Source organism: Cupriavidus sp. 21MJTG02-4 (genome assembly GCF_057798975.1).
In genome coordinates this window covers 456,776-479,830 of record NZ_JBYOJP010000002.1, presented here as the reverse complement: position 1 = coordinate 479,830, position 23,055 = coordinate 456,776, and the positions used below count along the sequence as shown (strand labels likewise).

The window sequence follows — 23,055 nt, the reverse complement described above, 5'->3', positions numbered from 1 at the left end:
ATCAGATCAGTAGTTGATGTCGGCGCGGCGGTTCTCAGCCCAGGCAGCCTCGTCGTGGCCGGTTGCCTTCGGCTTTTCCTTGCCCAGGCTCACGGCTTCCATCTGGTTGTCGGGCACGCCCATGGTCGCCAGCGAACGGCGCACGGCCTCGGCACGCTTCTGGCCCAGCGCCAGGTTGTACTCGCTGGTGCCGCGCTCGTCAGTGTTGCCCTGGATCAGGATCTTGCGGCCCTTGTTGGCGCCCAGGTACTTGGCGTGATCGCCCAGCATGCCCTGGTAGTCCTGCTTGACGCTGTAGCTGTCGAAATCGAAGTACACGCTGCGCTTGGCCAGCGGGCTGTTCGGATCGTTCAGCGGGTCGCGCGAAACGTCAACGGGCTGGACGGTGCGGGCATCGGCACCGGTGCCACCCTTGTTGGCGCCGGCATTGGCGGCATCGTCCAGCTTCACGCCGGAGCTGCAGGCACCCAGGGCCAGCAGGGCGGCAACGGCAAGGGTTTTGGTCATCAGTTGGGGCATGGCGAGAGACTCCTGTGATTGCGTTATTGCATGAAAGGACCCCAGGACGGCTCGCGGACATCGCCGGACTGGAGAGACAGAACCTGCCGGGTACGCCCGTCAGTGGATACCGCAGCCAGCACCGAGCGGCCGCCCACGCGCGTGGCGTAAAGGATGTACTTGCCATTGGCGGCAAAGCTCGGCGCTTCGTCATTCGACGTATCGGTCAGCGAGGTGACGTCGCCGTTGGTCAGGTCCTGCAGCTGCAGCTTGAAGCCGCCCGACCGCGTGATGTACGCCAGGTACTTGCCGTCCGGCGAAATCCGCGGACTGACGTTGTAGCTGCCCTTGAAGGTCACGCGTTGCGCGCCGCCCGCCTCTTCGCCACCCGCCGGCATGCGATAGATCTGCGGAGCACCGCCGCGGTCGCTGGTGAAATAGATGCTCTTGCCGTCCGGCGCGAACTGCGGCTCGGTATCGATCGCGCTGCTGCGGGTCAGGCGGCGCAGGCCGGAGCCATCGGCATTGATCATGTAGACCTGGGTATTGCCGTCCTTCGACAAGGCCACGGCCAGGCGCTGACCGTCCGGCGACCACGACGGCGCGCTATTGTTGCCCTTCTGGTCGGACACCATGGTGCGCTTGCCGGTGGACAGATCGTGCACGTACACCACCGGCTTCTTCCTCTCGAACGAGACGTAAGCCACGCGACGGCCATCCGGCGACCAAGACGGCGAGATGATCGGCTCGTTGCTGGTCAGCGCAACCTGCGAGTTCTGGCCGTCCGAGTCCGAGATCAGCAGCTGGTAGCGGCCGCCGACACGCGACACGTACGACAGGCGCGTGGCAAACACGCCGCGCTCGCCCAGCAGCTTCTCGTAGATGTAGTCGGAGATTTTGTGGGCCGTCACGCGCAGCTGGCTCTGGTTGACGTTGTAAGCCAGGCCGCCCAGGCTCTGGCCCTTGACGGTGTCGTACAGGCGGAAGCGCACTTCGTATTGGCCATTGCCGGACGGGGTCACGCTGCCGGCGACGAAGGCATCGGCGCCGCGGCTCTTCCAGCTGCCGAGATCGACGTTGGCCGACTCGGCCACCGTGGCGCCGCCCGGGTCGACGTTACGGAAACGGCCGCTGCGCGACAGGTCGCTGCGGATGATCGCGGTCAGGTTCTGCGGGGCCTGCGCCTCGCCCTGGAAATTAGCCGTGGCAACCGGGAACTGGCTCGAGCCGACCCCGGAGATCTCTACGTTCAGTTGTGCTTGTGCGGCACCGGCGGACAGGGCCAGCGCGGCGGCCAGCCAGACCATCAGCGCGTGGCGGCCGATGAGCCGGTTCGCCGCTAGGTTTGCGGCCTGGTTTGCTTGGTGCCGCTTCGCGGACAGCCAGTTGGGGGCCCAAAGCTTTCGCATGCTGCTCCTCAGTCGATTTCAGGTTTCGTCGGGCACGGCAGGCAGACAGCAGAACAGGCGTCGATGCGCATGGCGCATATCCGTTCCGCGCGCGCATCGCACGCTGCCGGCCGCCTCAGGCAACCTGTCATGGTAGCGGTGGGACTGGCACCGGTTAATGAAGGTTGCATTATGTTGCAAGTCATGGTGCCTGCGTCACTTAATCCTTGGGACGGAAAGTGATGGTGAAGCTCGCAGGCGCCTTGCCGTTCTCGTCGCGCGGCAGCGGGTCCGAGCGTTCGACGGCGCGCAGGACGGCGTTGTCCCAGCCCGAATTGCCGCTGGACTTGCTCAGCCGCGCCGACATCAGCGAGCCGTCGGGCGCCAGTTGCACGGACACCACGGCGGTCGGGTTGCCCGGCACGTCTTCGGTGAACACGATGTTGGGCTTGACCTTGCGGCGCACCCGATCGGCATAGCCCGGCGAGGCCTTGCCACCGCCGCCGGCGCCCGCACCGGCAGAACTACCCACGCCGCCACCGCCCTGGCCACCGGCGCCGCCACCGGCCATGGCCTGCAGACGCGCCAGTTCGCCCTTGCGTTGCGCGTTGGCCGCGGCTTCGCGCTTGGCCTTGGCATCGGCGTCCGCCTTGGCCTTCGCTTGCGATTCGGCTTTCGCCTTGGCATCCGCTTCCGCCTTCGCCTTGGCTTCGGCTTTAGCTTCGGCCTTGGCCCGGGCATCCGCCTCAGCCTTCGCCTTGGCTTGCGCGTCGGCCTTGGCCTTCGCCTCGGCATCAGCCTTCGCCCTGGCCTTGGCATCGGCTTCCTTGCGCTCGCGTTCGCGCTCGGCTTGCTCTCGGTGTTGCTGCTCCTGCTGGGCGGCCTTCTTCCTTGCGTCGTCCTTGCGTTGCGCCTCCTGGCGCTCGGCTTCCTTGCGCTCTGCCTCTTTGCGCTCGGCTTCCTTGCGGGCGGCGTCCTTGCGCGCAGCCTCTTCGCGCGCGGCCTGCTCGGCGGCGCGGCGCTTCTGGCGTTCGAGCGCGATATCGGCGTCTTCCTCGACCTTGCTCTTCACCTCGGGCGCGGGGGGCACCGGGCGCGGCTGGACCACCGGCTCGGGTGGTGCGGGCGGCGCGGGTGGCGGTGCCGTGGTGGCGGGAATCTCGTCCCAGAGCTCGGCTTCGGAGCCGACCGGGGTGCTGCTCTGCCAATGCACGCCGTAGTACAGCACGATGCCGAGCAGCAGGTGCATGAAGAGCGCGAGCAGGAAGGAACGCAGGGTTCCCCGCTCCTTCACCGGCTGGTAAGGAAAGGCGGCGGCGGTCGTCATGGGGCGCGGCATTCGGACAGGCATCTCACGCAGCAGGCGCGTTCTACTTGGACTTCACCATCAGGCCGACACGCTTGATGCCGTCGGCCTTGAGCACGGACATGACATCGAGCACGGACTCGTACTTGACGGCCCGGTCGGCGGCAATCACCACCGGCTGGTCGGGATTCTCGTTCTGGCGCTGGTGCACGAAATCGAGCAGGCCGTTCTTGTCGAGCTTGCGCTCGAACGAATTGCCGGCATTGTCCTTGCCGCGCGCCGTCAGCGCACCGTCTTCATGCACGGTCACGACAATCGGCGGGGCCTTCTGTTGCGGCGTGGCATTGGCCACGGTGGGCAGGTCGACGACGGCGGGGCTGACGATCGGTGCCGCCACCATGAAGATGACCAGCAGCACGAGCATCACGTCGATATACGGCACGACGTTGATTTCGGCACTGGCCCGGCGGCGGGATCCGCCGCGGCGCTGAATGGCTGCCATTGCTGGGCTCCTGTCGTTCAGTCGGTCAGCGGGTCTGCCGCTGCAGGATGTTCAGGAATTCTTCCATGAAGCTTTCGAACCGGATCGCCAGCCGATCGATCTCGGTGGCGTAGCGGTTATAGGCGATCACGGCCGGAATCGCCGCGAACAGGCCGATTGCGGTGGCCACGAGCGCTTCGGCAATGCCGGGCGCCACCGATGCCAGCGTCGCCTGCTGCACGTTGGACAGGCCACGGAACGCGTTCATGATCCCCCACACGGTACCGAACAGGCCGATATAGGGACTGACCGAGCCGACCGAGGCCAGGAACGGCAGGTGCGATTCCAGCACGTCCATCTCGCGCTGGTAGGCTGCGCGCATGGCGCGGCGGGCGGCGTCGAGCAGCGCGCTCGCTTCATTGCCGCGCTCGCGCGCCTTGAGGAACTCGCCCATGCCCGATTCGAAGATCCGCTCGAGCGCCCCGGTGTTGTGCCGGTTGTTCGCCGCACTGTTATAGAGCGCCTGCAGGTCGCCGCCGGCCCAGAAGTCGCGCTCGAACCCTTCCGTCTGCGTGCGCGCCGAGCGCAGCGCCAGGTGCTTGCGGAAGATATATGTCCAGGAGAACAGCGACATGACGAGCAGCAGCGCCATGACGGCCTGGGCGAGCAGGCTGGCGTGCAGCACCAGCGAAACGATCGACAGGTCTTGCGTGACGGTCACGGGATTCATCGGGCGGTCTTGATGGTTGCCAGGACAGGGGCGGGAATGGGAGACGGACGAAAAGTGCTTCGATCGACACAACCAACGCGAATCTGGCCGCTGGCGAGCAAAGTCTCGGCGCGCCAGGCCTCTTGCGCGAACTGCACCGAGGCCGGCCCTACACGTTCGATGCGCGTGCGGATCTCAAGCTGGTCGTCGAGCCGGGCGGGCGCATTGTAGTCCACTGCCGTGCTGCGGACGATAAAGACCACGCCGGCCTCATCGGCCAGCGCCTGCTGTTCGACACCCAGCGAGCGCAGCCACTCGGTCCGGGCGCGCTCGAAGAACTTCAGATAGTTGGCGTAGAACACTACGCCGCCGGCGTCGGTGTCTTCCCAGTACACCCGCAGGGTCCAGGCAAAGTTTGTCATGGCCGGGATTGTAACGGACAGCGAGACAGCTTCGGTGTTAACCCGCAGGACGAGTTTGCAACAGCAAGTTGCGGCCCGCGCCGGGCCTGGCGTTGCGGGCCATGGGGCGCGGCTTGCGGCAAATCCCCGCCTCACGCTACACTGCGCCCAACCATTCCATCTTGCGCGACTGGCGATGTCAGTGGGTACTACCACGAGGAAGCGCAAGTTCTCTGGCGTGAAGTTTCAAGCGCCTGCCGCTCGCCTGGGCAGCGAATGGGAAGCAGGGTGCGCCCTGCACCGACGGTTCGTATGGTTCCGCCGGTGCCGGCCGCCAATCGCTTTCCCCGCGCGCCCTACCCCGATGCAGTAATCGGATTCCCTTTTTTCAGACGAGTTTCGCCATGTTCGAACGCAGCCGCTATACGATCGACCAGATCGACCCCGAGGTCTTTGCCGCTATCCAGAAGGAAAACCAGCGCCAGGAAGACCACATCGAGCTGATCGCCTCAGAAAACTACACCTCGCCGGCCGTGATGGCCGCGCAGGGCTCGCAACTGACCAACAAGTACGCCGAGGGCTATCCCGGCAAGCGCTACTACGGTGGCTGCGAGTACGTCGACATCGTCGAGCAGCTCGCCATCGATCGCGTGAAGGAACTGTTCGGCGCCGAAGCCGCCAACGTGCAGCCGAACTCGGGTTCGCAGGCCAACCAGGGCGTGTACTTCGCCGTGCTGAAGCCGGGCGACACCATCATGGGCATGAGCCTGGCCGAAGGCGGTCACCTGACCCACGGCATGGCCCTGAACATGAGCGGCAAGTGGTTCAACGTGGTCAGCTACGGCCTGAACGCGCAGGAAGACATCGACTACGACGCGCTGGAAAAGCTCGCGCAAGAGAAGAAGCCGAAGCTGATCATCGCGGGCGCCTCGGCCTTCGCGCTGCGCATCGATTTCGAGCGCATCGGCAAGGTTGCCAAGTCGATCGGTGCCTATTTCATGGTCGACATGGCCCACTACGCCGGCCTGATCGCCGCGGGCGTCTACCCGAACCCGGTGCCGCACGCCGACTTCGTCACCACCACGACGCACAAGAGCCTGCGCGGCCCGCGCGGCGGCGTGATCCTGATGAAGGCCGAGCATGAGAAGGCCATCAACTCGTCGATCTTCCCGGGCATCCAGGGTGGTCCGCTGATGCACGTGATCGCCGGCAAGGCCGTGGCGTTCAAGGAAGCGCTGACGCCGGAGTTCAAGACCTACCAGGAACAGGTGGTCAAGAATGCCGCCGTGCTGGCCGAAACGCTGATCGCACGCGGCCTGCGCATTGTCTCGGGCCGCACCGAAAGCCACGTGATGCTGGTCGACCTGCGCGCCAAGAACATCACCGGCAAGGAAGCCGAGCGCATCCTGGGCGAAGCGCACCTGACCGTGAACAAGAACGCCATCCCGAACGATCCGGAAAAGCCGTTCGTGACCTCGGGCATCCGCGTTGGCTCGCCGGCCATGACCACGCGCGGCTTCAAGGAAGAAGAAGCGCGCATCGTCGGCAACCTGATCGCCGACGTGCTGGACAATCCGCACGACGCCGGCAACATCGCCAGCGTGCGCGAGCAGGTGTCGGCACTGACCAAGCGTTTCCCGGTCTACGGCTGATGCCGCGCAAGGCCGCCCGCGAGGGCGGCCGGCAGCCCCGCGGGCGCGCCATCGTGCCGCCTGCGGGCCTCGCCAACCCGCCCGGTTGCCGCAGAAGGACAAGATACCAAGGCGACGGGGCTTTACTCTGAAGGTGGTCAGGCATGAAATGCCCCTTTTGCGGACATTCCAATACCCAGGTGCTCGACACGCGCATGTCGGAAGACGGCGACGCCGTGCGCCGGCGCCGACGCTGCGAAGCCTGCGACCGCCGCTTCACCACCTACGAACGGATCGAACTGTTCTTCCCGGCCATCGTCAAGAAGAACGGCTCGCGCGTGGACTACACCCGCGCCAAGCTGAAGGATTCGATGCGCCTGGCGCTGCGCAAGCGCCCGGTTTCCGCCGAGGCCATCGACGAAGCCATCACCCGCATCGAAGAAAAGCTGCTGGCGCTTGGCGAGAAGGAAATTCCGAGCAGCCAGGTCGGTGAACTCGTCATGCGCGAACTGCGCAAGCTCGACAAGATCGCCTATATCCGCTTTGCTTCCGTGTACCGCAGCTTCGAGGACGTCGCCGAGTTTTCCGATGTGCTGGCCGAGGTAACGGCAGGAAACAGCAAGCGCTAGCCAGCGTTCAGCGTAGGAGCTGATCCCGACGACGCACTCGTCCGTGGACAGTGTGAGCGTCGTGATCACCAGGCGCTCCGCATCCCGCACATATCGAGTAGACATTTCTGAATATCGAGGTTGCGTAACGGCGTCGTCTCGCAACCAAATTTGCCAGTTTCACTACGTTTGCCCACGGATTGGCGCTGTGCAGCGCGGTACCTTGATGGCCTCACCGCCATCCTCACCGCGCCATGCAGCCTCGTCTTCGCCCGCTTCATTCCTGTTGCCGTCACAGCCGCGGCTATGCCCTGGCCGAGTCGCTCTGCGCCCTGTTGATCGTCAGCGCCGGCCTGATCCCGCTGGCCAGCGTGGGGACCACGGCACTGGCACGGCTGCGCGGCCATGAGCAACTCGCCCACGCCATGCGAACCACCGGAGAAATCGCGGAGATCGCGGCGCTGGGCATGGTCCCGATGAACCGGCCCGATCCGACGTCCGCCGAGGGCTGTGGCCAACCCCCATGCGCGCTGACCAGCAAGCTGGCGATTGCCAGGCTGGCCGTTGGCGCCGGGGACTCCGCGGCCACGTTGCGCGGCATCGCATTGTGGATACAGCCATGAGATCACGTCTTGCACGGGGCCATTTGCGCCTTCTGCCGGCGCATGGCTTCACGCTCACGGAAATGATGGTCGGCCTGGCGCTGGGGCTGGTGGTCATCGCAGTCGCGGGCACAGCGTTCCTGCTATGCCGCGCCGCCTATCTCGCCACCGCGGAGCGCGCCTTGCTGGAAGAACGTGGGCAGCGCGCGCTGAGTATTCTTTCCCTCCTGATCCGGCAAGGCGGCTGGCGGCCGGATCCGGCCGCCAGGGCGCCGGCCGCTCCGGCGATCAGCGGTGCGGATGACTGCGGCCAGCCGTCCATGGCAGCTATCCCGGCGTGCGGTAAATCCGGTATCGGGGGCAGCGACGCGTTGCTGGTCCGCTTCAGCGGCAGCGGCCACGCGCGCGAACGCACCATGCCAGACCAGACGATGATCGACTGCAGTGGCTATGCCGTTGCCGCACAGAGCCTGGACGCCATCGCGGAAACTGGCTACGTTGCGGCGAATCTCGTCTACGTGGCCACCGCCAGCGACGGCGAGCCCCAATTGCTATGCCGATATCCGGCGCGCCGCAACGGACGGATCGACGGCAGCGGCTGGACCTCCGGCGCGATGGTGCGTGGCGTGGAATCGATGCAGGTTCGTTACGCCATGGAGTCCCGCAGCGGCAGACCATCCGGCACCTTCCTGCGCGCGGACCAGGTCAGCGCCATGGGCGACGACGCATGGCATCGTGTGGTGGCGGTGCAGGTGGCACTGGCCCTGCGCCTGGAGCGTCGCGGGGCTGCCACGGCGGGCATACCGGCAACGACCGCCCATGCGTACGTCGACAACGCGATGGCTGACGTGATCGACAGGCTCCCCGGCCATGACCGGAACGCGTGGCGGATCTTCGCCACGACCATCCGCCTGCGCAATGCCCCGCGCTGCCAGGAGACATTGTGCTAACCCGGACCACGTTCCGCATCCACAGACATGGCGGCGCGACGCTGCTGTTCGCTGCAATGCTCCTGCTGCTCGCGGTATTCACCGCCGCGGCCGCACTGCAGTTCCTGCTCTCCACGCGCCAGCTCGCCACCTTGCAGCTCGATCGCGAAATCGCCTTCCGCGCGGCCGAAGTGGCGCTGCTCGATGGCGAAGCGGACGTGTTGACAGCCGCCGCAGGCAGCGGCCCGCGCGGCCGTCTCGAGCCGCTGCCGGCAAGCGGGACTTGCGGCTCGGGCATGCAGGCCGGGGTCTGCGTCCCGGCGCCCGATGACATGCCCGTATGGCAAGCGTGGCTGTCGGGCACAGGGTCCCCCGATGATGTCGGCGTTGCCGTTCGGCACGTTCACCGGCAAGACAATGCCGGGGTTGCCGGAAGGCATCGCCGGAACGGCCATCGCGCCGCGCTATGTCGCCGAGCTGATCGGCGACGCCGCGACCTTCGACGGTTACGGCCAGGAACGGCCCGCAACGCGCTTCCGTGTCACGGCAATCGGCTTCGGCCGCAGCCGGGATACGACCGCCGTAGTCCAGAGCGTGATTCAGCCATGAGCCCGCACCGCATGATCATCCTTGTCCTGGCCTGGCTCTTGCCGCTGTCTGGGACAGCTTGGTCCGGCACAAGTCCGGACCTGCCCGCCGGCAATCTTCCCCTGGCCTATCAGCTTCGAAATGGCGCTTACCCCTGGACCGGCCGCCTTGATGCACTTGGGTGGAGTCCGCAGCAGCAGGCCACGGGGCCGGTATCCCACGCGCGACTCTGGGAGGCCGGCGCATCGCTCGACGCGTACCCGGTAGCGTCCCGGCGTCTTTACACGTCGATCGCCCCGACCGGCCACGATCCGGAACGCCTGGTACCGCTGCAGGACTCGGCACGCGATGCGGCAACACAGCCCGGGGCGGCACCGGATGCGGAAAACGGCGTATCCGGGCAGGACAAGCTGGCGTGGCTGCGCGGCGAACGCACCAACGGCGCCTTGCGTCCGCGCGAAACGCGCATGGCCAATGCCCGGGGCGCACGCTTGCTCGTCGTTCGTCCACCGGCATGGCAACCGGGAAAATCCGGCCATGCCGCGTTCCGGGAGCGATATGGCAAACGGCCACATATGGTCTGGCTCGGCACCACGGACGCCTGGCTGCATGGGTTCGACGCGATCGATGGCAAGGAGCTTGCCGCCTACCTGCCGCGGACCTTGCTGGCGCAGGCGCTCGACATGGCCGACCCGAAGAGTCCGCTCGCCACCGTACCCTGCCCCCGTCCGGAGGCCGCCGACGTCGTGATCCATCGTGAATGGCGCACCGTGCTGCTATGTGCGATCCCGGCCAAGGCTGAAGGGGATGGCGCGCCCGTCATATTTGCGCTCGATATCACCGCCCCGACAGACCTGGTGCCGATCGCGCTTCAATGGGAAATCACCGCAACACCTGCCCTGCCGCTTTCCGCCCGCGGCCCGGTACGCGCCGCTGCCCTTGCCGGGGACGAAGGGGTCCGGTGGTTCGCCGTCACGACCGTCGAAGCACGCGCCGACAGCCCGGCATCCCGACCGGGCCTGGCCCTGATACCACTGGAAGGCGCCGCGTCCGATGCCGCGTTGACCTGGCCGCTGCCAGAACGCGATTGCACCGGCGCCCCCGTGACATCGGCACTATTGGGCGTCAGCGTCCTGAGCGGCATGACCGGCGGGACGCTGGCTATCTATGCCACCGACGACATCGGCCAACTCTGGCACTTTCCGTTAGCCGATGCCGCCGGACGTCTCAAGCCGGGAAACCCGACGTGCCGGCACAAGCTGCCCGTGACCGCCCGGACAGACGACGCAGAGCCGCCGTTGCTATTGGGCGGGTCAAGCGCCGCGGTCATCGTCTATGGCCAGGGCAGCGAAATCGCGGCCATCCCGGCCCGGAGGAGCGGGACCCCGACCCGCATCGTGGCCGAGCCCGCGGATGGAGGCGTCTTGCTGCGCGCCTTGCCAGGCCAGGGCGGCACAAGCGACCAGGGCGGCTGGCAGCTGACACTGCCGCATGCGGGCGAACAGCTTGAGATGCTGAGCGACGTGTTTCCCGGCTATCTCCACTTCACGACCCGCGCTGCCGACGGTCTTCAGCGGGCCTATCTTGTGCTTGCGTCGACCGGCGAATCCGCGGGCCGCAACCGGGAAGATGCGCCGATGCAGGCGTTCGTGACCGGACAGGCCGCCGCCCCTGACGGCGACGTCGTCGTGACGAGCGCACCAAGACCGGGCCCGCTTCAGGCCGCCGGCACAAGCAGCGCGCAAGCGCACACGGTCACCCTGTGGTCCGTAGACCGGAACACGGCCCAGCCGCTGACAACCACCGTCGCCACCCGCCGCACTGGCCGCATCAGCTGGCGTGAAATCATGGCGCCCATTCAGCGGGACACCCCATGAAGGACAAGATCTGGCCGGAACACGAGACCTTCGCGCAACGGGCGTTCAGCCTTATCGAGCTGTTGGTCACGCTCTCGATCGTGGCGATCCTCGCCGCCATCGCCGTACCGACATGGGACCAGTACCTGGCACGCGGCTGGCGCGCGCAGGCGCGCGCGGAACTGGTCTCGGCGATGCTGGAGCTGGAGCAGCACGCGATGGCGGCCACGACCTTCGCCCTGCAGCCGGGCAGTGACATCGCCGCCGGAACCTGGCCTCGGCCGGTGCCGCCCGGACCCAATCCGCGACACCTTCTTACGGCGGTCGCCTGTCCGCAAGCCGACCTGGACGCCTGCGTCGAGATCCGCGCGACACCAGTGATTCCGGACCACCGCTGCGGCGTGCTTATCCTGCGCAGCACAGGTCAGCAACTGAACCTGCCGGCGAACATGGCGCAAGCCGCTCAATCCCGACTGGACTGTTGATATGCCTGAATCAGCACTTCATCGTCAGGGCGGTATCACGCTGGCCGAACTGCTCGTTTGCCTGGCAGTCCTCGCGCTACTGGGAGCAGTCACCTATCGCGCCGCCGACGTCCTGATGGCCCGCCAGCAGGTGACGATTGCCGCCGACCGGATGGCGGCATCGCTCGCGCTGGCGCGCAGCGCGGCCATGGCCCGGCGGGTCGAAGTCACCTTGCAGCCGCTCGACGGCCACTTCACGCTGGACCGTGGCTGGCAACTGGCGGCCACGGACGCGCGCCGAGGACCGGGACGGGATGCCGTCCTGTCCGTCGTCCAGCTCGATGCGCCGTGCCTGTCCATCACCCTGCGCCAGACCGCGCGCGCCAGCAACGTCCTGCGATTCGCAGCTGTGGGATACTCTCGGTCTGAGCAGGGCGGATTTCAGGCCGCCACATTCACGCTCAGCTGCCGCGGCGAGCAGCGCCAGGTTCGCATGGGCGCACAAGGACGCATCCGCCTTTGCACGCCCGGCCACGACAAGGACTGCGAGGCATCCGGCGAACCCGCCCCGCCCTGACAGCGGCACGCACACCCAACGCCCAGCGAACAAGAGTCACCGGCCAAATGTTTTCCGATTCCGACCACGCCGCCATGCAGCAAGCGCTCGCGCTTGCCGCGCGAGGCATGTTCACCACCACCCCCAATCCCCGCGTCGGCTGCGTGCTGAGCAAGAACGGGCAGATCATCGGGCAGGGCTTTACTCAGCCGGCCGGCCAGGACCATGCCGAAGTCCAGGCGCTGAAGGACGCGCAAGCGCGCGGCATCGACCCGGCCGGCGCGACCGCCTATGTGACGCTGGAGCCGTGCAGCCATTTCGGCCGCACGCCGCCTTGCGCCGACGCGCTGGTGCGGGCCGGCATTGCCCGCGTGGTGGCGGCAATGGAAGACCCCAACCCTTCCGTATCGGGCCGCGGCCTGCAACGACTGCGCGATGCCGGCATCGATGTGCGGTGCGGGCTGCTGGAAAAGGAGGCACGCGACCTGAATATCGGCTTCGTGTCGCGCATGACGCGCGGGTTGCCGTGGGTGCGGGTCAAGGTGGCGGCATCGATGGACGGCGCCACGGCCCTGCACGACGGCACCAGCCAGTGGATCACGGGCCCGGCCGCACGCGACGACGGCCATGCCTGGCGCGCACGCGCCTGCGCCATCCTGACCGGCATCGGCACGGTACGCGACGACAATCCGCAGATGACCGTGCGCGCCATCCCGACACCGCGCCAGCCACAGCGCGTACTGGTGGACTCGCGCCTGGAAGTGCCGCTCGACGCGCGCATCCTGACGCCCGACAGCGGCGACTATGCCAAGCCTGTACTGGTGTTCTGCGCCGTGGACGACCGCGATCGGCGCCGCGCGCTGGAGGCTCGCGGTGCCGAGGTGGTGGTCTTGCCGAATCCGCACGGCAAGGTTGAATTGCGCAAGATGCTCGAGGAACTCGGCCGCCGCGGCATCAACGAGCTGCATGTCGAAGCCGGTTTCAAGCTCAATGGCTCGCTGATCCGCGAGCATTGCGCCGACGAGCTGCTGATCTATCTGGCCCCCAAGCTGCTGGGCGACGCACAGGGCATGTTCAACCTGCCGCCGCTGCCCCGGCTGCAGGATGCCGCGACGTTCCGCTGGCACGACGTGCGCCAGATCGGCGAAGACGTGCGCCTGATCGCGCGCCGCAACGACGCCTGACCCTGCCCGACGACCTGACCTTTACCGACGGCGCGGCAGCCGCGCCGGTTACCAAACCCCGAACTTTCGAGAACGCATCATGTTTACTGGCATTGTGGCGGCCGTTGGCCGCATCGAGACCGTCACCCCGCTCGGCGCCGGCGATGCCGGCGTGCGCCTGCATGTCGCCGCCGGCGGGCTGGATCTCACGGACGTGGTCATCGGCGACAGCATCGCTATCCAGGGCGCGTGCATGACTGTGATCGCCATGACGGCCGACAGCTTCGACGTGGACGTCTCGCGTGAATCGCTGGACAAGACCGTCGGGCTGGAGCGTGCCGGCCGCGTCAACCTGGAAAAGGCACTGACGCTGGCGGACCGGCTCGGTGGCCACCTGGTCTCGGGCCACGTCGACGGCCTTGGCGAAGTTTTGCATTTCGCCCCGATCGGCGAATCGCATGAGCTGCGCGTGCGGGCCCCGCGCGAACTGGGCCGCTACCTGGCGTACAAGGGCTCGGTCGTGGTCAACGGCGTGTCGCTGACCGTCAACCGCGTCAGCGACGAGGCCGACGGCTGCGTGTTCTCGATCAACCTGATTCCACACACGGTGGAAGTCACGACGCTGCAGGAACTGAAGCCCGGCAGCCGCGTGAACCTGGAGATCGATCTGATTGCCAGGTATGTCGAGCGGATGCTGTCGGCATCGGGGTCAAACCAATAGGACGTTCGGCAAGCTTGCTGACACTGTGGCGCCTCGGGCGCCGCAATCCTGCAAGGCCCCCCAGCCGGCACGGCCGCCACCCTCCCGCATTGCCTGCCTTGGCGTACAATACGCGGCTTGACGATGCGAGCCCTTGGCCGCCGCCTCCTGGCCGCCCTGGCGTATTCCCGCAGCAGTCCCCGCATGTTTGAGCCGCCGCCCGCCGGCTGGCCGCTTTTCCGCCCCTTTTTGCCGCCCAGCAGCCATGACAATCGCCCGTACCGAAGACATCATTGCCGACATCCGCGCCGGCCGCATGGTCATCCTCGTCGATGAAGAAGATCGCGAGAACGAGGGCGACCTGGTCCTGGCTGCCGATTTCGTCACACCCGAGGCGATCAACTTCATGGCCAAGCATGGCCGCGGCCTGATCTGCCTGACGCTGACCGCCGACCGCTGCCGCCAGCTGAACCTGCAGCCGATGGTCAGCCGCAACGGTACCCAGCACGGCACCAACTTCACGGTGTCGATCGAAGCCGCCGAAGGCGTGACCACGGGCATTTCCGCGGCGGACCGCTCCCGCACCGTGGAAGCCGCCGTCGCCCGCGACGCCAAGCCTTCCGACCTGGTGCAGCCGGGACACATCTTCCCGCTGACGGCCCAGCCCGGTGGCGTGCTGATCCGCGCTGGCCACACCGAAGCCGGTTGCGACCTCGGCGCCCTGGCCGGCCTGACGCCCGCCGCCGTGATCTGCGAGATCATGAAGGACGACGGCACCATGGCGCGCCTGCCGGACCTGATCGAATTCGCGCAGGAACACGACCTGAAGATCGGCACCATCGCCGACCTGATCCACTACCGCAGCCGCACCGAAAGCATCGTCGAACGCGTGGGCGAGCGGTCGATGGAAACGCCGTACGGCACCTTCCACAGCATCGTCTACCGCGACAAGCCGACCGGCAACGCCCACCTGGCGCTGGTCAAGGGCACGCCGACGCCGACCCAGGAGACGCTGGTGCGCGTGCACGAGCCGCTGTCCGTGCTGGACCTGCTGGAAGTGTCCCGCACCACCCACTCGTGGAGCATGCCGGCCGCCCTCGAAGCGATCGCCAAGGCCGAAACCGGCGTGATGGTGCTGCTCAACTGCGGTGACTCGGCCGAACAGCTGTTCACCCAGTTCACGGCGCTGGATGAACCGCAAAACCGACCGCGCCGCAAGCCGGACCTGCGCACCTACGGTATGGGCGCGCAGATCCTGAAAGATGTAGGCGTGGGCAAGATGCGCGTGCTGGCGGCCCGGCAGCGCATGCCCAGCATGACCGGCTACGACCTGGAAGTGACCGGCTACCAGCCCATGAACGGGCTGGCCGACTGAGACTGAATACCTGGCAGCCGCGCCTGGCCGCGGGTGCCACCCCGAACTCTGGAGAACTGAACAATGGATCACGGCTTCTACCCCAGCAACCTCGACGGTGAAGGCCTGCGTATCGGCATCGTGCAGGCCCGCTTCAATGAGCCCGTCTGCACCGAACTGCTCGAAGCCTGCGTGGCCGAGCTGGAAAAGCTCGGCGTCGAAGGCGAAGACACCCTGGTCGTGACCGTCCCGGGCGCACTGGAAGTGCCGCTGGCCCTGCAGAAGATGGCCGAAAGCGGCCAATTCGACGCACTGGTGGCGCTCGGCGCCGTGGTGCGGGGCGAAACCTATCATTTCGAGCTGGTCTCGAATGAATCCGGCGCCGGCATCACGCGCGTCGGCCTGGACTTCAACGTGCCCGTCGCCAACGGCATCCTGACCGTCGACACGGACGAGCAGGCCCATGCCCGCACGCGCGAGAAGGGCCGCGACTGTGCCCGCACCGCCGTCGAAATGGCCAACCTGGTGGTCGCCCTGGATTCGCTGCGCGAAAACGACGGCGACGATGCAGACGAGGACGACGATGAGTGACACGCCCGAAACCGGCAAGCCGGCAGCTGGCGCCAAGCCCGCCGCCCGCACCGAAGCCAAGGCCCCGCCCAAGAGCGCGCGCCGCCGCTCGCGCGAGCTGGCCCTGCAGGGCCTTTACCAGTGGCTGCTGAACCGCAACGACATCGGTGCGATCCAGGCCCACCTGCATGATGCGCAGGGCTTCAACAAGGCCGACCGCGAGCACTTCGACGCGCTGCTGAACGGCGCCGTGCGCGAAGAAGCCCGCCTGACCGCCGCGTTCGAGCCGTTCCTGGACCGCACGGTCGATGAACTGTCGCCGGTGGAGCGCGCCGCCCTGCTGGTCGGCAGCTATGAACTCGTGCATTGCATCGACATCCCCTACAAGGTCGTCATCAACGAAGCCGTTGAACTGACCAAGACCTTTGGCGGCGTCGAGGGCTACAAGTACGTGAACGGCGTACTGGACAAGCTCGCCGCCCAGGTGCGTTCGACCGAGGTCGCCGCGCGCCGCTGAAGCACCGGGCCCGCGGGCCCTGCCCTGCTTCGATACGACACCCGCTCACGCGGGTGTTTTTGCTTTCAACCACTGCCCGCCCGAACAGGGCTCCGCCGAAATCGCCATGGACCTGCAGCGCCTCGCCACCGCCTCCCGCCTTGCCAATATCGAGGCCTTCCACGTCATGGAGCTGGCCAAGCAGGCCAATGAGCTCGAACGCGCCGGCCGCGACATCATCCACATGGGGATCGGCGAGCCCGACTTCACCGCCGCCGAGCCGGTCGTGCGCGCCGCGGAAGCCGCCATGCGGCGCGGCGTCACGCAATACACCGGCGCGCTGGGCATCCACGCGCTGCGCGAGGCGATCGCCGGCTATTACAAGACGATGTACGGCCTGGATATCCCCGCACGGCGCGTGATCGTCACGGCCGGGGCGTCGGGCGCGCTGCTGCTGGCCTGCGCGGTGCTGGTGGAAATCGGCGCCGAGGTGCTGATGCCGGACCCGAGCTACCCCTGCAACCGGCATTTCGTCGCGGCGTTCGATGGCGCCGCGCGCATGATTCCGAGCGGCCCGGCCGAGCGCTTCCAGCTGACAGCCGCGCAAGTCGAGGCGCATTGGAACGAGCGCACGCGCGGCGTGCTGCTGGCGTCGCCGTCAAACCCGACCGGCACCTCGATCCTGCCCGACGAACTGTCGCGCATCCTGCAGGCGGTGCGCGCCCGCCAGGGCTTTGCCATCCTCGACGAGATCTACCAGGGCCTGTCCTATGACGCGCCGCCGGTATCGGCACTGAGCCTCGACGACAACGTGGTGACGGTCAACAGCTTCTCGAAGTACTTCAACATGACCGGCTGGCGCCTGGGCTGGCTGGTGGTGCCGGACGCGCTCGTGGCCGACTTCGAGAAGGTGGCGCAGAACCTGTTCATCTGTGCGTCGGCCGTGGCGCAGCATGCCGCGCTGGCCTGCTTCACGCCCGAGGCCATGGCGATCTATGACGAGCGCAAGGCCGAATTCCGCCGCCGTCGCGACCTGATCGTGCCGGCGCTGGAATCGCTCGGCCTGCACGTGCCGGTCATGCCCGACGGCGCGTTCTATGTCTATGCGGATTGCCGTGGCGTCAACCATGCGGCCGCCGGCGATGCCGACAAGCTGACGCAGGCGATGCTCCATGACGCCGGCGTGGTCCTGGTGCCGGGCCAGGATTTCGGGCCCCACACGGCGCGCGACTACATCCGGATCTCGTACGCGACTTCGCGCCGGAACATCGAGGAAGCCATGGCAAGGCTGCAGAAGCTGTTCCGCTGATCCTCGGATCCTCGGCGCCGCTCCCGCGACGCCGGCAAAAGAAAAAGCACCCCGCGGGGTGCTTTTTCATGTGAAGGGCAAACGACGCCTCAGGCGCTCTGCTGCGTATTGCTTGCCGCCTCCAGCTTCTCGCCGTTCTGGTGGTGCTCCGCCTGAGCCTTGCCGTCGCCAGCCTTCTCGGCCTGCGCGTCGGCCATGCGCACGCCCAGCAGCTGGCGCAGACGCGCGCGCTCGGCCAGCACCTTGGCGCCGTAGCCGCCGTCGGTATTGGTGGTGGCGCCCACATAGTACTTCAGGCCGCCCTCGATCGAACCGGCACGGGCGATGCAATCCTTCAGCACCAGCGCGCCGATCTTGATGTTGGCGTACGGATTCAGTGCGGCGGCCACGCCGCCGACGGCTTCGTACTTGTCCTGGTGCACCTTGGTCATGACCTGCATCAGGCCCTGCGCGCCGACGCCGCTTTCGGCATACGGGTTGAAGCTGGACTCGATCGCGATCACGCCCAGGATCAGCAGCGGATCGATGCCGACCTCGCGGCCAGTCATGTAGGCGGCCTTGACCAGTTGCGCGGTGGCCTGCGCCGCCACGCGGTACTTGCGCGCGATGTAGTCGGCCACGGCCGCCTGTTCGCGCGCGGTGCCGAGCGTGCTGGTGCTGCGGGCGTCGAGCGCCACGCGGGTCACCGGGATCTGGGCCGCCAGGTGGGCCACGGATGGCACCTTGGCGGCGGACGCCACGCTCCATTCGTCCACGCCCGAGACGCTCGGCAGGCCAGCGCGGCCACGACCGAGCTTGGCCGCCGCCACGTCCGCCGAACTCGAAGGCACGGCAGTGCTGGCGATGACCGGCACAGGCGCGGGTGCCGCGGCACCGACCAGCACGGCCGGCGCTTCGTCGCCGGCCAGCATGGCCGCCAGCGTGGTGCGCCATTCCTGGCTCAGCGAAAGCGAGACGGCCGAAACGACCGATACCACGCCCAGACTGTTCAGGGCGTACTTCAAAGTTGTGCGGCCCCCGCGCAAGGCGCGGCCCGCGACCGGATGCGCAAATCGGAACTGAAATGCCCGATTCACTCCGGGTACCGGCGTTCGGAGGCGGACCTGCAATGCCCGCCCGATGCCGGGAAGATGAAGGGTTTTCCAACCGCTCATGCTTACCTCCATCCGTTGCCCGCTGCGCGCGCCAGACAGCTGCACGCACCCGATCTCAACGTACTCAAGTAAGGATGCTGCGCTGCCTAGCAGTGGCAACCAGCACCTGTTGGTGGGCGCTCCCCATGCGCCCAACTAGAAACAGGGCACGCTCTTGGGGGAGCACGCCCTGCCACGGACAACTCAAACGCTCCGGCGAGCCGCCAGAGGGCGACCGGGTCGGACCTCAGGGGCCCGCGCGGTCTGGATGGAGGAATCTTTTGCTCACAAATTTTTATGTGCGCCCCTTGACACAAGGGCAGATTCCATGTTGCAACACAACATTCCATCGAGCAGACGCGATTGTAGGAACCGTTTTATAACCAGTCAAGCATAACGATGCTTTATAACACTACTTTTCGTTATTAGTAACAAGGCGTGCGAGGTCGGGCTGACGCCACTTGAACAGCGGGAATCGTAAGCCTGGCCTAGGTCCGCCCCGATCCTAACGACGCCTTTTCCGTCAAAAAACTTACAATTTGCGCTGACGCAAACAAACTATTTTTTTGCCGGGACGCCTGCGCGTGTGTATCGTGGCACACACCGCGGTGGCGTACCGGCGCTGCCGCAAAGCCGCATCACGACCAGAATTCACTATGCAATACAAAGACTTGCGCGATTTCATCCAGCAGCTCGAGCAACAAGGCGAACTGCGGCGCGTCGGCACGCCGGTGTCTCCCGACCTGGAAATGACCGAGATCTGCGACCGCCTGCTGCGTGCCGGCGGCCCGGCCGTCCTGTTCGAGCGCCCGGCGGGCGCTGGCGGCCGGGACGGCATCTATAGCGTTCCTGTGCTGGCCAATCTGTTCGGGACGACGCGAAGGGTGGCGCTGGGCATGGGCGCGGAATCGCTGGAGGACCTGCGCGACATCGGCCGGGTGCTGTCGGCCCTGAAGGAGCCAGAGCCACCGCGCGGACTGCGCGAGGCTGGCAAGCTGTTCACACTGGCCAAGTCGGTCTGGGACATGGCGCCCAAGCGCGTCAGCAGCCCCGCGTGCCAGGAGATCGTCTGGGAGGGCAATGACGTGGACCTGGCGCGCCTGCCGATCCAGACCTGCTGGCCCGGCGATGCCGCGCCGCTGATCACGTGGGGGCTGGTGGTCACCAAGGGACCGCACAAGAAGCGGCAGAACCTGGGCATCTACCGCCAGCAGGTGATCAGCCGCAACCAGGTCATCATGCGCTGGCTGGCCCACCGGGGCGGCGCGCTCGATTTCCGCGAGCACGCGCTGGCCAATCCCGGCAAGCCGTTCCCGATCGCCGTGGCGCTCGGCGCCGATCCGGCCACGATCCTCGGCGCGGTCACGCCGGTCCCGGACACGCTGTCCGAATACCAGTTTGCCGGCCTGCTGCGCGGCAGCCGCACGGCGCTGGCCGGATGCCTGACGCCGACGCTGTCCGAACTGAGCGTGCCGGCTTCGGCCGAGATCGTGCTGGAAGGCCATATCCAGCCCGACCCGGCGTATCCGTCGGGTTACCAGCACGCCCTCGAAGGCCCGTATGGCGACCACACCGGCTATTACAACGAGCAGGACTGGTTCCCGGTCTTCACCATCGATCGCATCACGATGCGGCGCGATCCTATCTATCACTCGACCTATACCGGCAAGCCGCCCGACGAGCCGGCGGTGCTCGGCGTGGCGCTCAACGAGGTGTTCGTGCCCCTGCTGCAAAAGCAGTTCCCGGAAATCACCGACTTCTACCTGCCGCCCGAAGGCTGCAGCTACCGCATGGCACTGGTGCGCATGAAGAAGCAGTACGCCGGCCACGCCAAGCGCGTGATGTTCGGCGTGTGGAGCTTCCTGCGGCAGTTCATGTACACCAAGTTCATCGTGGTCGTGGACGACGACATCGACGTGCGCGACTGGAAGGAGGTGATCTGGGCCATCACCACGCGCGTCGATCCGGCGCGCGACACGGTTCTAGTGGAGAACACGCCAATCGATTACCTGGACTTTGCGTCGCCGGTGTCCGGGCTGGGCTCCAAGATGGGCATCGACGCCACCGACAAGTGGCCCGGGGAAACCACGCGCGAATGGGGCCGCACGATCAGCATGGACCCGGCCGTCAAGGCCAGGGTGGACGGCATGATGGCCACCCTCTTCGACCGCCCTGCCGGCGCATAACGCCGGGCACGAGTATCCTGTCAGGCTGAACCTCGGGGCGGCGCGAGATGCACCCGCCCCGATCGACCTCACCATCCGATGTCCGCGACAGACGGTGCCAGGAGGAGACATGACCACCCTCGCAGAAGGGAAATTGATGTGGACGCCGTGCGCCGCATTCCGCGACGGCAGCCAGCTCGCGCAGTTCATGCGCTGGCTGCAGCGCGAGCGAGGGCTCGCGTTCGATGACTACGCCAGCCTCTGGCAGTGGTCGGTCACCGAGATCGAAACCTTCTGGGAGGCGGTGCGCGCGTACTTCGACGTGCACTTCGACACGCCCGCACAGCGCGTGCTGGACCGGCGCGTCATGCCCGGCGCCCGCTGGTTCGAAGGGGCCAGCCTGAACTACGTGCAGCAGGTGTTCCGCCACGCAGGCAGCGGGCCTGCCCGCCAGCGTGCAGCCATCCGTCACGCAGGCGAGAATCGTCCGCTTGAAGACGTGAGCTGGGATACGCTTGAAGCACAAGTCGCGTCGCTCGCGCATGCGCTGCGCAAAATGGGCGTCGGCCGTGGCGACCGCGTGGCGGGCTACCTGCCGAATATTCCCGCGACGATCATTGCCTTCCTCGCCACGGCGAGTCTCGGCGCGATATGGTCAGGCTGCGCGCCGGACATGGGCCAGGTCGCCGTAATCGACCGTTTCCGCCAGATCGAACCGAGGGTGCTGATCGCAGTGGATGGCTACCGCTATGGCGGCAAGGACTATGACCGCGCGCCGGTCGTGGCGGACCTCGTTGCCGCCCTGCCGTCGCTCACCGACGTGGTCATCGTCCCGCACACGGGCAACCCGGTCAGGGCGCGCGACGGTGTAAGCGCCCATGCCTGGCACGACCTGCTGTCCCATGGCGTCCCGCTGGCCATCGAGTCCGTGCCGTTCGACCATCCGTTGTGGATCGTCTATTCGTCGGGCACCACCGGCATGCCCAAGCCGATCGTGCATGGTCACGGCGGCATCGTCATCGAGCAACTCAAGCTGATGGCGTTCCATAACAACCTCGGCCCCGACGATGTGTTCCACTGGTACAGCAGCAGCGGCTGGATCATGTGGAACGCCCAGGTCGCGGGGCTGCTGCTGGGCACCACCATCGCGCTCTATGACGGCAATCCGGCGTGGCCCGATGCGGGCGTGCTGTGGCGCTTCGTCGACGACGCGCGCGTCACCGTCTTCGGCGCCGGCGCGGCCTTTTTCACGAATTGCATGAAGGCCGGTGTCGAGCCGGCGCGCATCGCCGATGTGTCGCGGCTGCGCGGACTGGGCTCGACCGGCTCGCCGCTGCCGGTGGAAGCCTATGACTGGATCTACCGCCACGTGCGCAGCGATATCTGGCTGGCGCCCATGTCCGGCGGCACCGATTTCGCCGGCTCCTTCGTCGCTGGCTGCCCGTTGCTGCCGGTGGTTTCGGGCGAGATGCAGTGCCGCTGCCTAGGCGCCAAGGTAGAAGCCTTCGACGACAGCGGCAAGGCGCTGATCGACCAGGTCGGCGAGCTGGTCTGCACCGAGCCCATGCCATCGATGCCGCTGTTCCTGTGGGGCGATGCCGATGGCAAGCGCTACCGCGACAGCTACTTCGACACCTACCCCGGTGTCTGGCGGCACGGCGACTGGATCAAAATCACGGCGCGCGGCGGCGCCATCATCTATGGCCGCTCGGACGCCACCATCAACCGGCACGGCATCCGCATGGGCACCAGTGAGTTGTACCGCGTGGTGGAAGAACTGCCCGAGGTGCTGGACAGCATGGTGGTCGACCTGGAGTACCTGGGGCGGGAGTCGTACATGCCACTGTTTGTGGTTCTGCGCGACGGGGTTGTGCTGGACGATGCGCTGCGCGAAACGCTGCGCGGCCGCATCCGGGACGCGCTGTCGTCCCGCCACGTCCCCAATGAGATTCTCCAGGCGCCGGCCGTGCCGCGCACGCTGTCCGGCAAGAAGATGGAAGTGCCGATCAAGAAGCTGTTGCTTGGACATGCGCCGGACAGCATCGCGAACCGCGACGCCATGGCCAATCCGGACAGCCTGGACTGGTACTTCGGCTATGCCACGCGATACCTGGCAGCGGGTCAGGCGGAGGCCACCGCCTGACCCGC

Annotated in this window: 24 protein-coding genes and 1 riboswitch; of the genes, 16 read left to right on the top strand and 8 right to left on the bottom strand. The window is 66.8% G+C overall.

All coding sequences use genetic code 11. From position 1 onward, the window contains the following. Window positions 1-6: 6 nt before the first annotated feature. From pal to ybgC, 6 genes are all read right to left on the bottom strand, one after another. Entirely contained in the window at window positions 7-519 is a 513-nt protein-coding gene (gene pal, locus AC3FKH_RS05455) for a peptidoglycan-associated lipoprotein Pal (RefSeq protein WP_488673579.1), read from the bottom strand. A gap of 23 nt (window positions 520-542) precedes the next feature. Further along, window positions 543-1,907, bottom strand: a complete 1,365-nt coding sequence (tolB, locus tag AC3FKH_RS05450; protein ID WP_488673578.1) for a Tol-Pal system beta propeller repeat protein TolB — start codon at window positions 1,905-1,907, stop codon at window positions 543-545. Between the two features lie 199 nt (window positions 1,908-2,106). Next, window positions 2,107-3,237: a cell envelope integrity protein TolA gene (gene tolA, locus AC3FKH_RS05445; RefSeq protein ID WP_488673576.1), complete on the bottom strand. Its 1,131-nt coding sequence runs from the start codon at window positions 3,235-3,237 to the stop codon at window positions 2,107-2,109. Window positions 3,238-3,256: 19 nt separating this feature from the next. After that, window positions 3,257-3,694, bottom strand: a complete 438-nt coding sequence (gene tolR, locus AC3FKH_RS05440) for a protein TolR (RefSeq protein WP_488673575.1) — start codon at window positions 3,692-3,694, stop codon at window positions 3,257-3,259. Window positions 3,695-3,719: 25 nt separating this feature from the next. Continuing rightward, a complete protein-coding gene (tolQ, locus tag AC3FKH_RS05435; RefSeq protein WP_488673573.1) occupies window positions 3,720-4,403 on the bottom strand; it encodes a protein TolQ in 684 nt (227 codons plus the stop codon). Then, window positions 4,400-4,804 (bottom strand): tol-pal system-associated acyl-CoA thioesterase, encoded by a 405-nt coding sequence (gene ybgC, locus AC3FKH_RS05430; RefSeq protein WP_488673571.1) that lies wholly within the window; start codon window positions 4,802-4,804, stop codon window positions 4,400-4,402. The genes tolQ and ybgC overlap by 4 nt, the downstream gene beginning before the upstream one ends. 155 nt (window positions 4,805-4,959) lie before the next feature. Next, a riboswitch (ZMP/ZTP riboswitch) is annotated at window positions 4,960-5,061 on the top strand. A gap of 126 nt (window positions 5,062-5,187) precedes the next feature. Between ybgC and glyA the strand changes: the two genes are divergently transcribed. From glyA to AC3FKH_RS05410, 4 genes are all read left to right on the top strand, one after another. Next, window positions 5,188-6,435: a serine hydroxymethyltransferase gene (gene glyA / locus AC3FKH_RS05425; protein ID WP_488673569.1), complete on the top strand. Its 1,248-nt coding sequence runs from the start codon at window positions 5,188-5,190 to the stop codon at window positions 6,433-6,435. Between the two features lie 143 nt (window positions 6,436-6,578). Then, a complete protein-coding gene (gene nrdR, locus AC3FKH_RS05420; protein ID WP_488673567.1) occupies window positions 6,579-7,043 on the top strand; it encodes a transcriptional regulator NrdR in 465 nt (154 codons plus the stop codon). Window positions 7,044-7,276: 233 nt separating this feature from the next. After that, window positions 7,277-7,645 (top strand): hypothetical protein, encoded by a 369-nt coding sequence (locus tag AC3FKH_RS05415; protein WP_488673565.1) that lies wholly within the window; start codon window positions 7,277-7,279, stop codon window positions 7,643-7,645. Next, entirely contained in the window at window positions 7,642-8,574 is a 933-nt protein-coding gene (locus AC3FKH_RS05410) for a PilW family protein (RefSeq protein WP_488673563.1), read from the top strand. The genes AC3FKH_RS05415 and AC3FKH_RS05410 overlap by 4 nt, the downstream gene beginning before the upstream one ends. On the opposite strand, the gene AC3FKH_RS05405 is transcribed toward AC3FKH_RS05410, so the two are convergent. Then, window positions 8,571-8,900, bottom strand: a complete 330-nt coding sequence (locus AC3FKH_RS05405; RefSeq protein ID WP_488673561.1) for a hypothetical protein — start codon at window positions 8,898-8,900, stop codon at window positions 8,571-8,573. The two genes, AC3FKH_RS05410 and AC3FKH_RS05405, sit on opposite strands and share 4 nt — an antisense overlap. A gap of 28 nt (window positions 8,901-8,928) precedes the next feature. Here AC3FKH_RS05405 and AC3FKH_RS05400 point away from each other — a divergent pair, with 28 nt between their 5' ends. From AC3FKH_RS05400 to AC3FKH_RS05355, 10 genes are all read left to right on the top strand, one after another. Further along, window positions 8,929-9,162, top strand: a complete 234-nt coding sequence (locus tag AC3FKH_RS05400) for a pilus assembly protein (RefSeq protein WP_488673559.1) — start codon at window positions 8,929-8,931, stop codon at window positions 9,160-9,162. Between the two features lie 11 nt (window positions 9,163-9,173). Then, a complete protein-coding gene (locus AC3FKH_RS05395) occupies window positions 9,174-11,018 on the top strand; it encodes a pilus assembly protein (protein WP_488673557.1) in 1,845 nt (614 codons plus the stop codon). Continuing rightward, window positions 11,015-11,482, top strand: a complete 468-nt coding sequence (locus AC3FKH_RS05390) for a type IV pilin protein (RefSeq protein WP_488673555.1) — start codon at window positions 11,015-11,017, stop codon at window positions 11,480-11,482. The genes AC3FKH_RS05395 and AC3FKH_RS05390 overlap by 4 nt, the downstream gene beginning before the upstream one ends. A gap of 1 nt (window position 11,483) precedes the next feature. After that, window positions 11,484-12,038: a GspH/FimT family pseudopilin gene (locus AC3FKH_RS05385; protein ID WP_488673553.1), complete on the top strand. Its 555-nt coding sequence runs from the start codon at window positions 11,484-11,486 to the stop codon at window positions 12,036-12,038. Window positions 12,039-12,085: 47 nt separating this feature from the next. Beyond that, window positions 12,086-13,201, top strand: coding sequence for a bifunctional diaminohydroxyphosphoribosylaminopyrimidine deaminase/5-amino-6-(5-phosphoribosylamino)uracil reductase RibD (gene ribD / locus AC3FKH_RS05380; protein ID WP_488673551.1), 1,116 nt, complete (start codon window positions 12,086-12,088; stop codon window positions 13,199-13,201). 79 nt (window positions 13,202-13,280) lie between these two features. Next, the gene (locus AC3FKH_RS05375; protein ID WP_488673550.1) at window positions 13,281-13,901 is read left to right on the top strand and encodes a riboflavin synthase; all 621 of its coding nucleotides are present in this window, start codon (window positions 13,281-13,283) and stop codon (window positions 13,899-13,901) included. 244 nt (window positions 13,902-14,145) lie between these two features. Next, a complete protein-coding gene (gene ribBA / locus AC3FKH_RS05370) occupies window positions 14,146-15,255 on the top strand; it encodes a bifunctional 3,4-dihydroxy-2-butanone-4-phosphate synthase/GTP cyclohydrolase II (RefSeq protein ID WP_488673548.1) in 1,110 nt (369 codons plus the stop codon). Window positions 15,256-15,318: 63 nt separating this feature from the next. After that, window positions 15,319-15,825, top strand: a complete 507-nt coding sequence (gene ribH, locus AC3FKH_RS05365) for a 6,7-dimethyl-8-ribityllumazine synthase (RefSeq protein WP_488673546.1) — start codon at window positions 15,319-15,321, stop codon at window positions 15,823-15,825. After that, window positions 15,818-16,321, top strand: a complete 504-nt coding sequence (gene nusB, locus AC3FKH_RS05360; RefSeq protein WP_483711527.1) for a transcription antitermination factor NusB — start codon at window positions 15,818-15,820, stop codon at window positions 16,319-16,321. The genes ribH and nusB overlap by 8 nt, the downstream gene beginning before the upstream one ends. 106 nt (window positions 16,322-16,427) lie before the next feature. Next, window positions 16,428-17,609 carry a pyridoxal phosphate-dependent aminotransferase gene (locus AC3FKH_RS05355; RefSeq protein WP_488673543.1) on the top strand — a complete coding sequence of 394 codons (1,182 nt, stop codon included), beginning with the start codon at window positions 16,428-16,430 and terminating at the stop codon, window positions 17,607-17,609. 89 nt (window positions 17,610-17,698) lie between these two features. Here the strand turns inward: AC3FKH_RS05355 and AC3FKH_RS05350 are convergent, their stop codons facing one another. Continuing rightward, complete coding sequence (locus tag AC3FKH_RS05350; protein WP_488673541.1) at window positions 17,699-18,763, bottom strand: transglycosylase SLT domain-containing protein; 1,065 nt, start codon at window positions 18,761-18,763, stop codon at window positions 17,699-17,701. Window positions 18,764-19,398: 635 nt separating this feature from the next. Here AC3FKH_RS05350 and ubiD point away from each other — a divergent pair. Together ubiD and AC3FKH_RS05340 are read left to right on the top strand one after the other, a co-directional pair. Continuing rightward, entirely contained in the window at window positions 19,399-20,928 is a 1,530-nt protein-coding gene (gene ubiD, locus AC3FKH_RS05345) for a 4-hydroxy-3-polyprenylbenzoate decarboxylase (protein ID WP_488673539.1), read from the top strand. A 109-nt stretch (window positions 20,929-21,037) separates the two neighbouring features. Then, entirely contained in the window at window positions 21,038-23,050 is a 2,013-nt protein-coding gene (locus tag AC3FKH_RS05340) for an acetoacetate--CoA ligase (protein WP_488673537.1), read from the top strand. The last annotated feature ends 5 nt before the right edge of the window (window positions 23,051-23,055 follow it).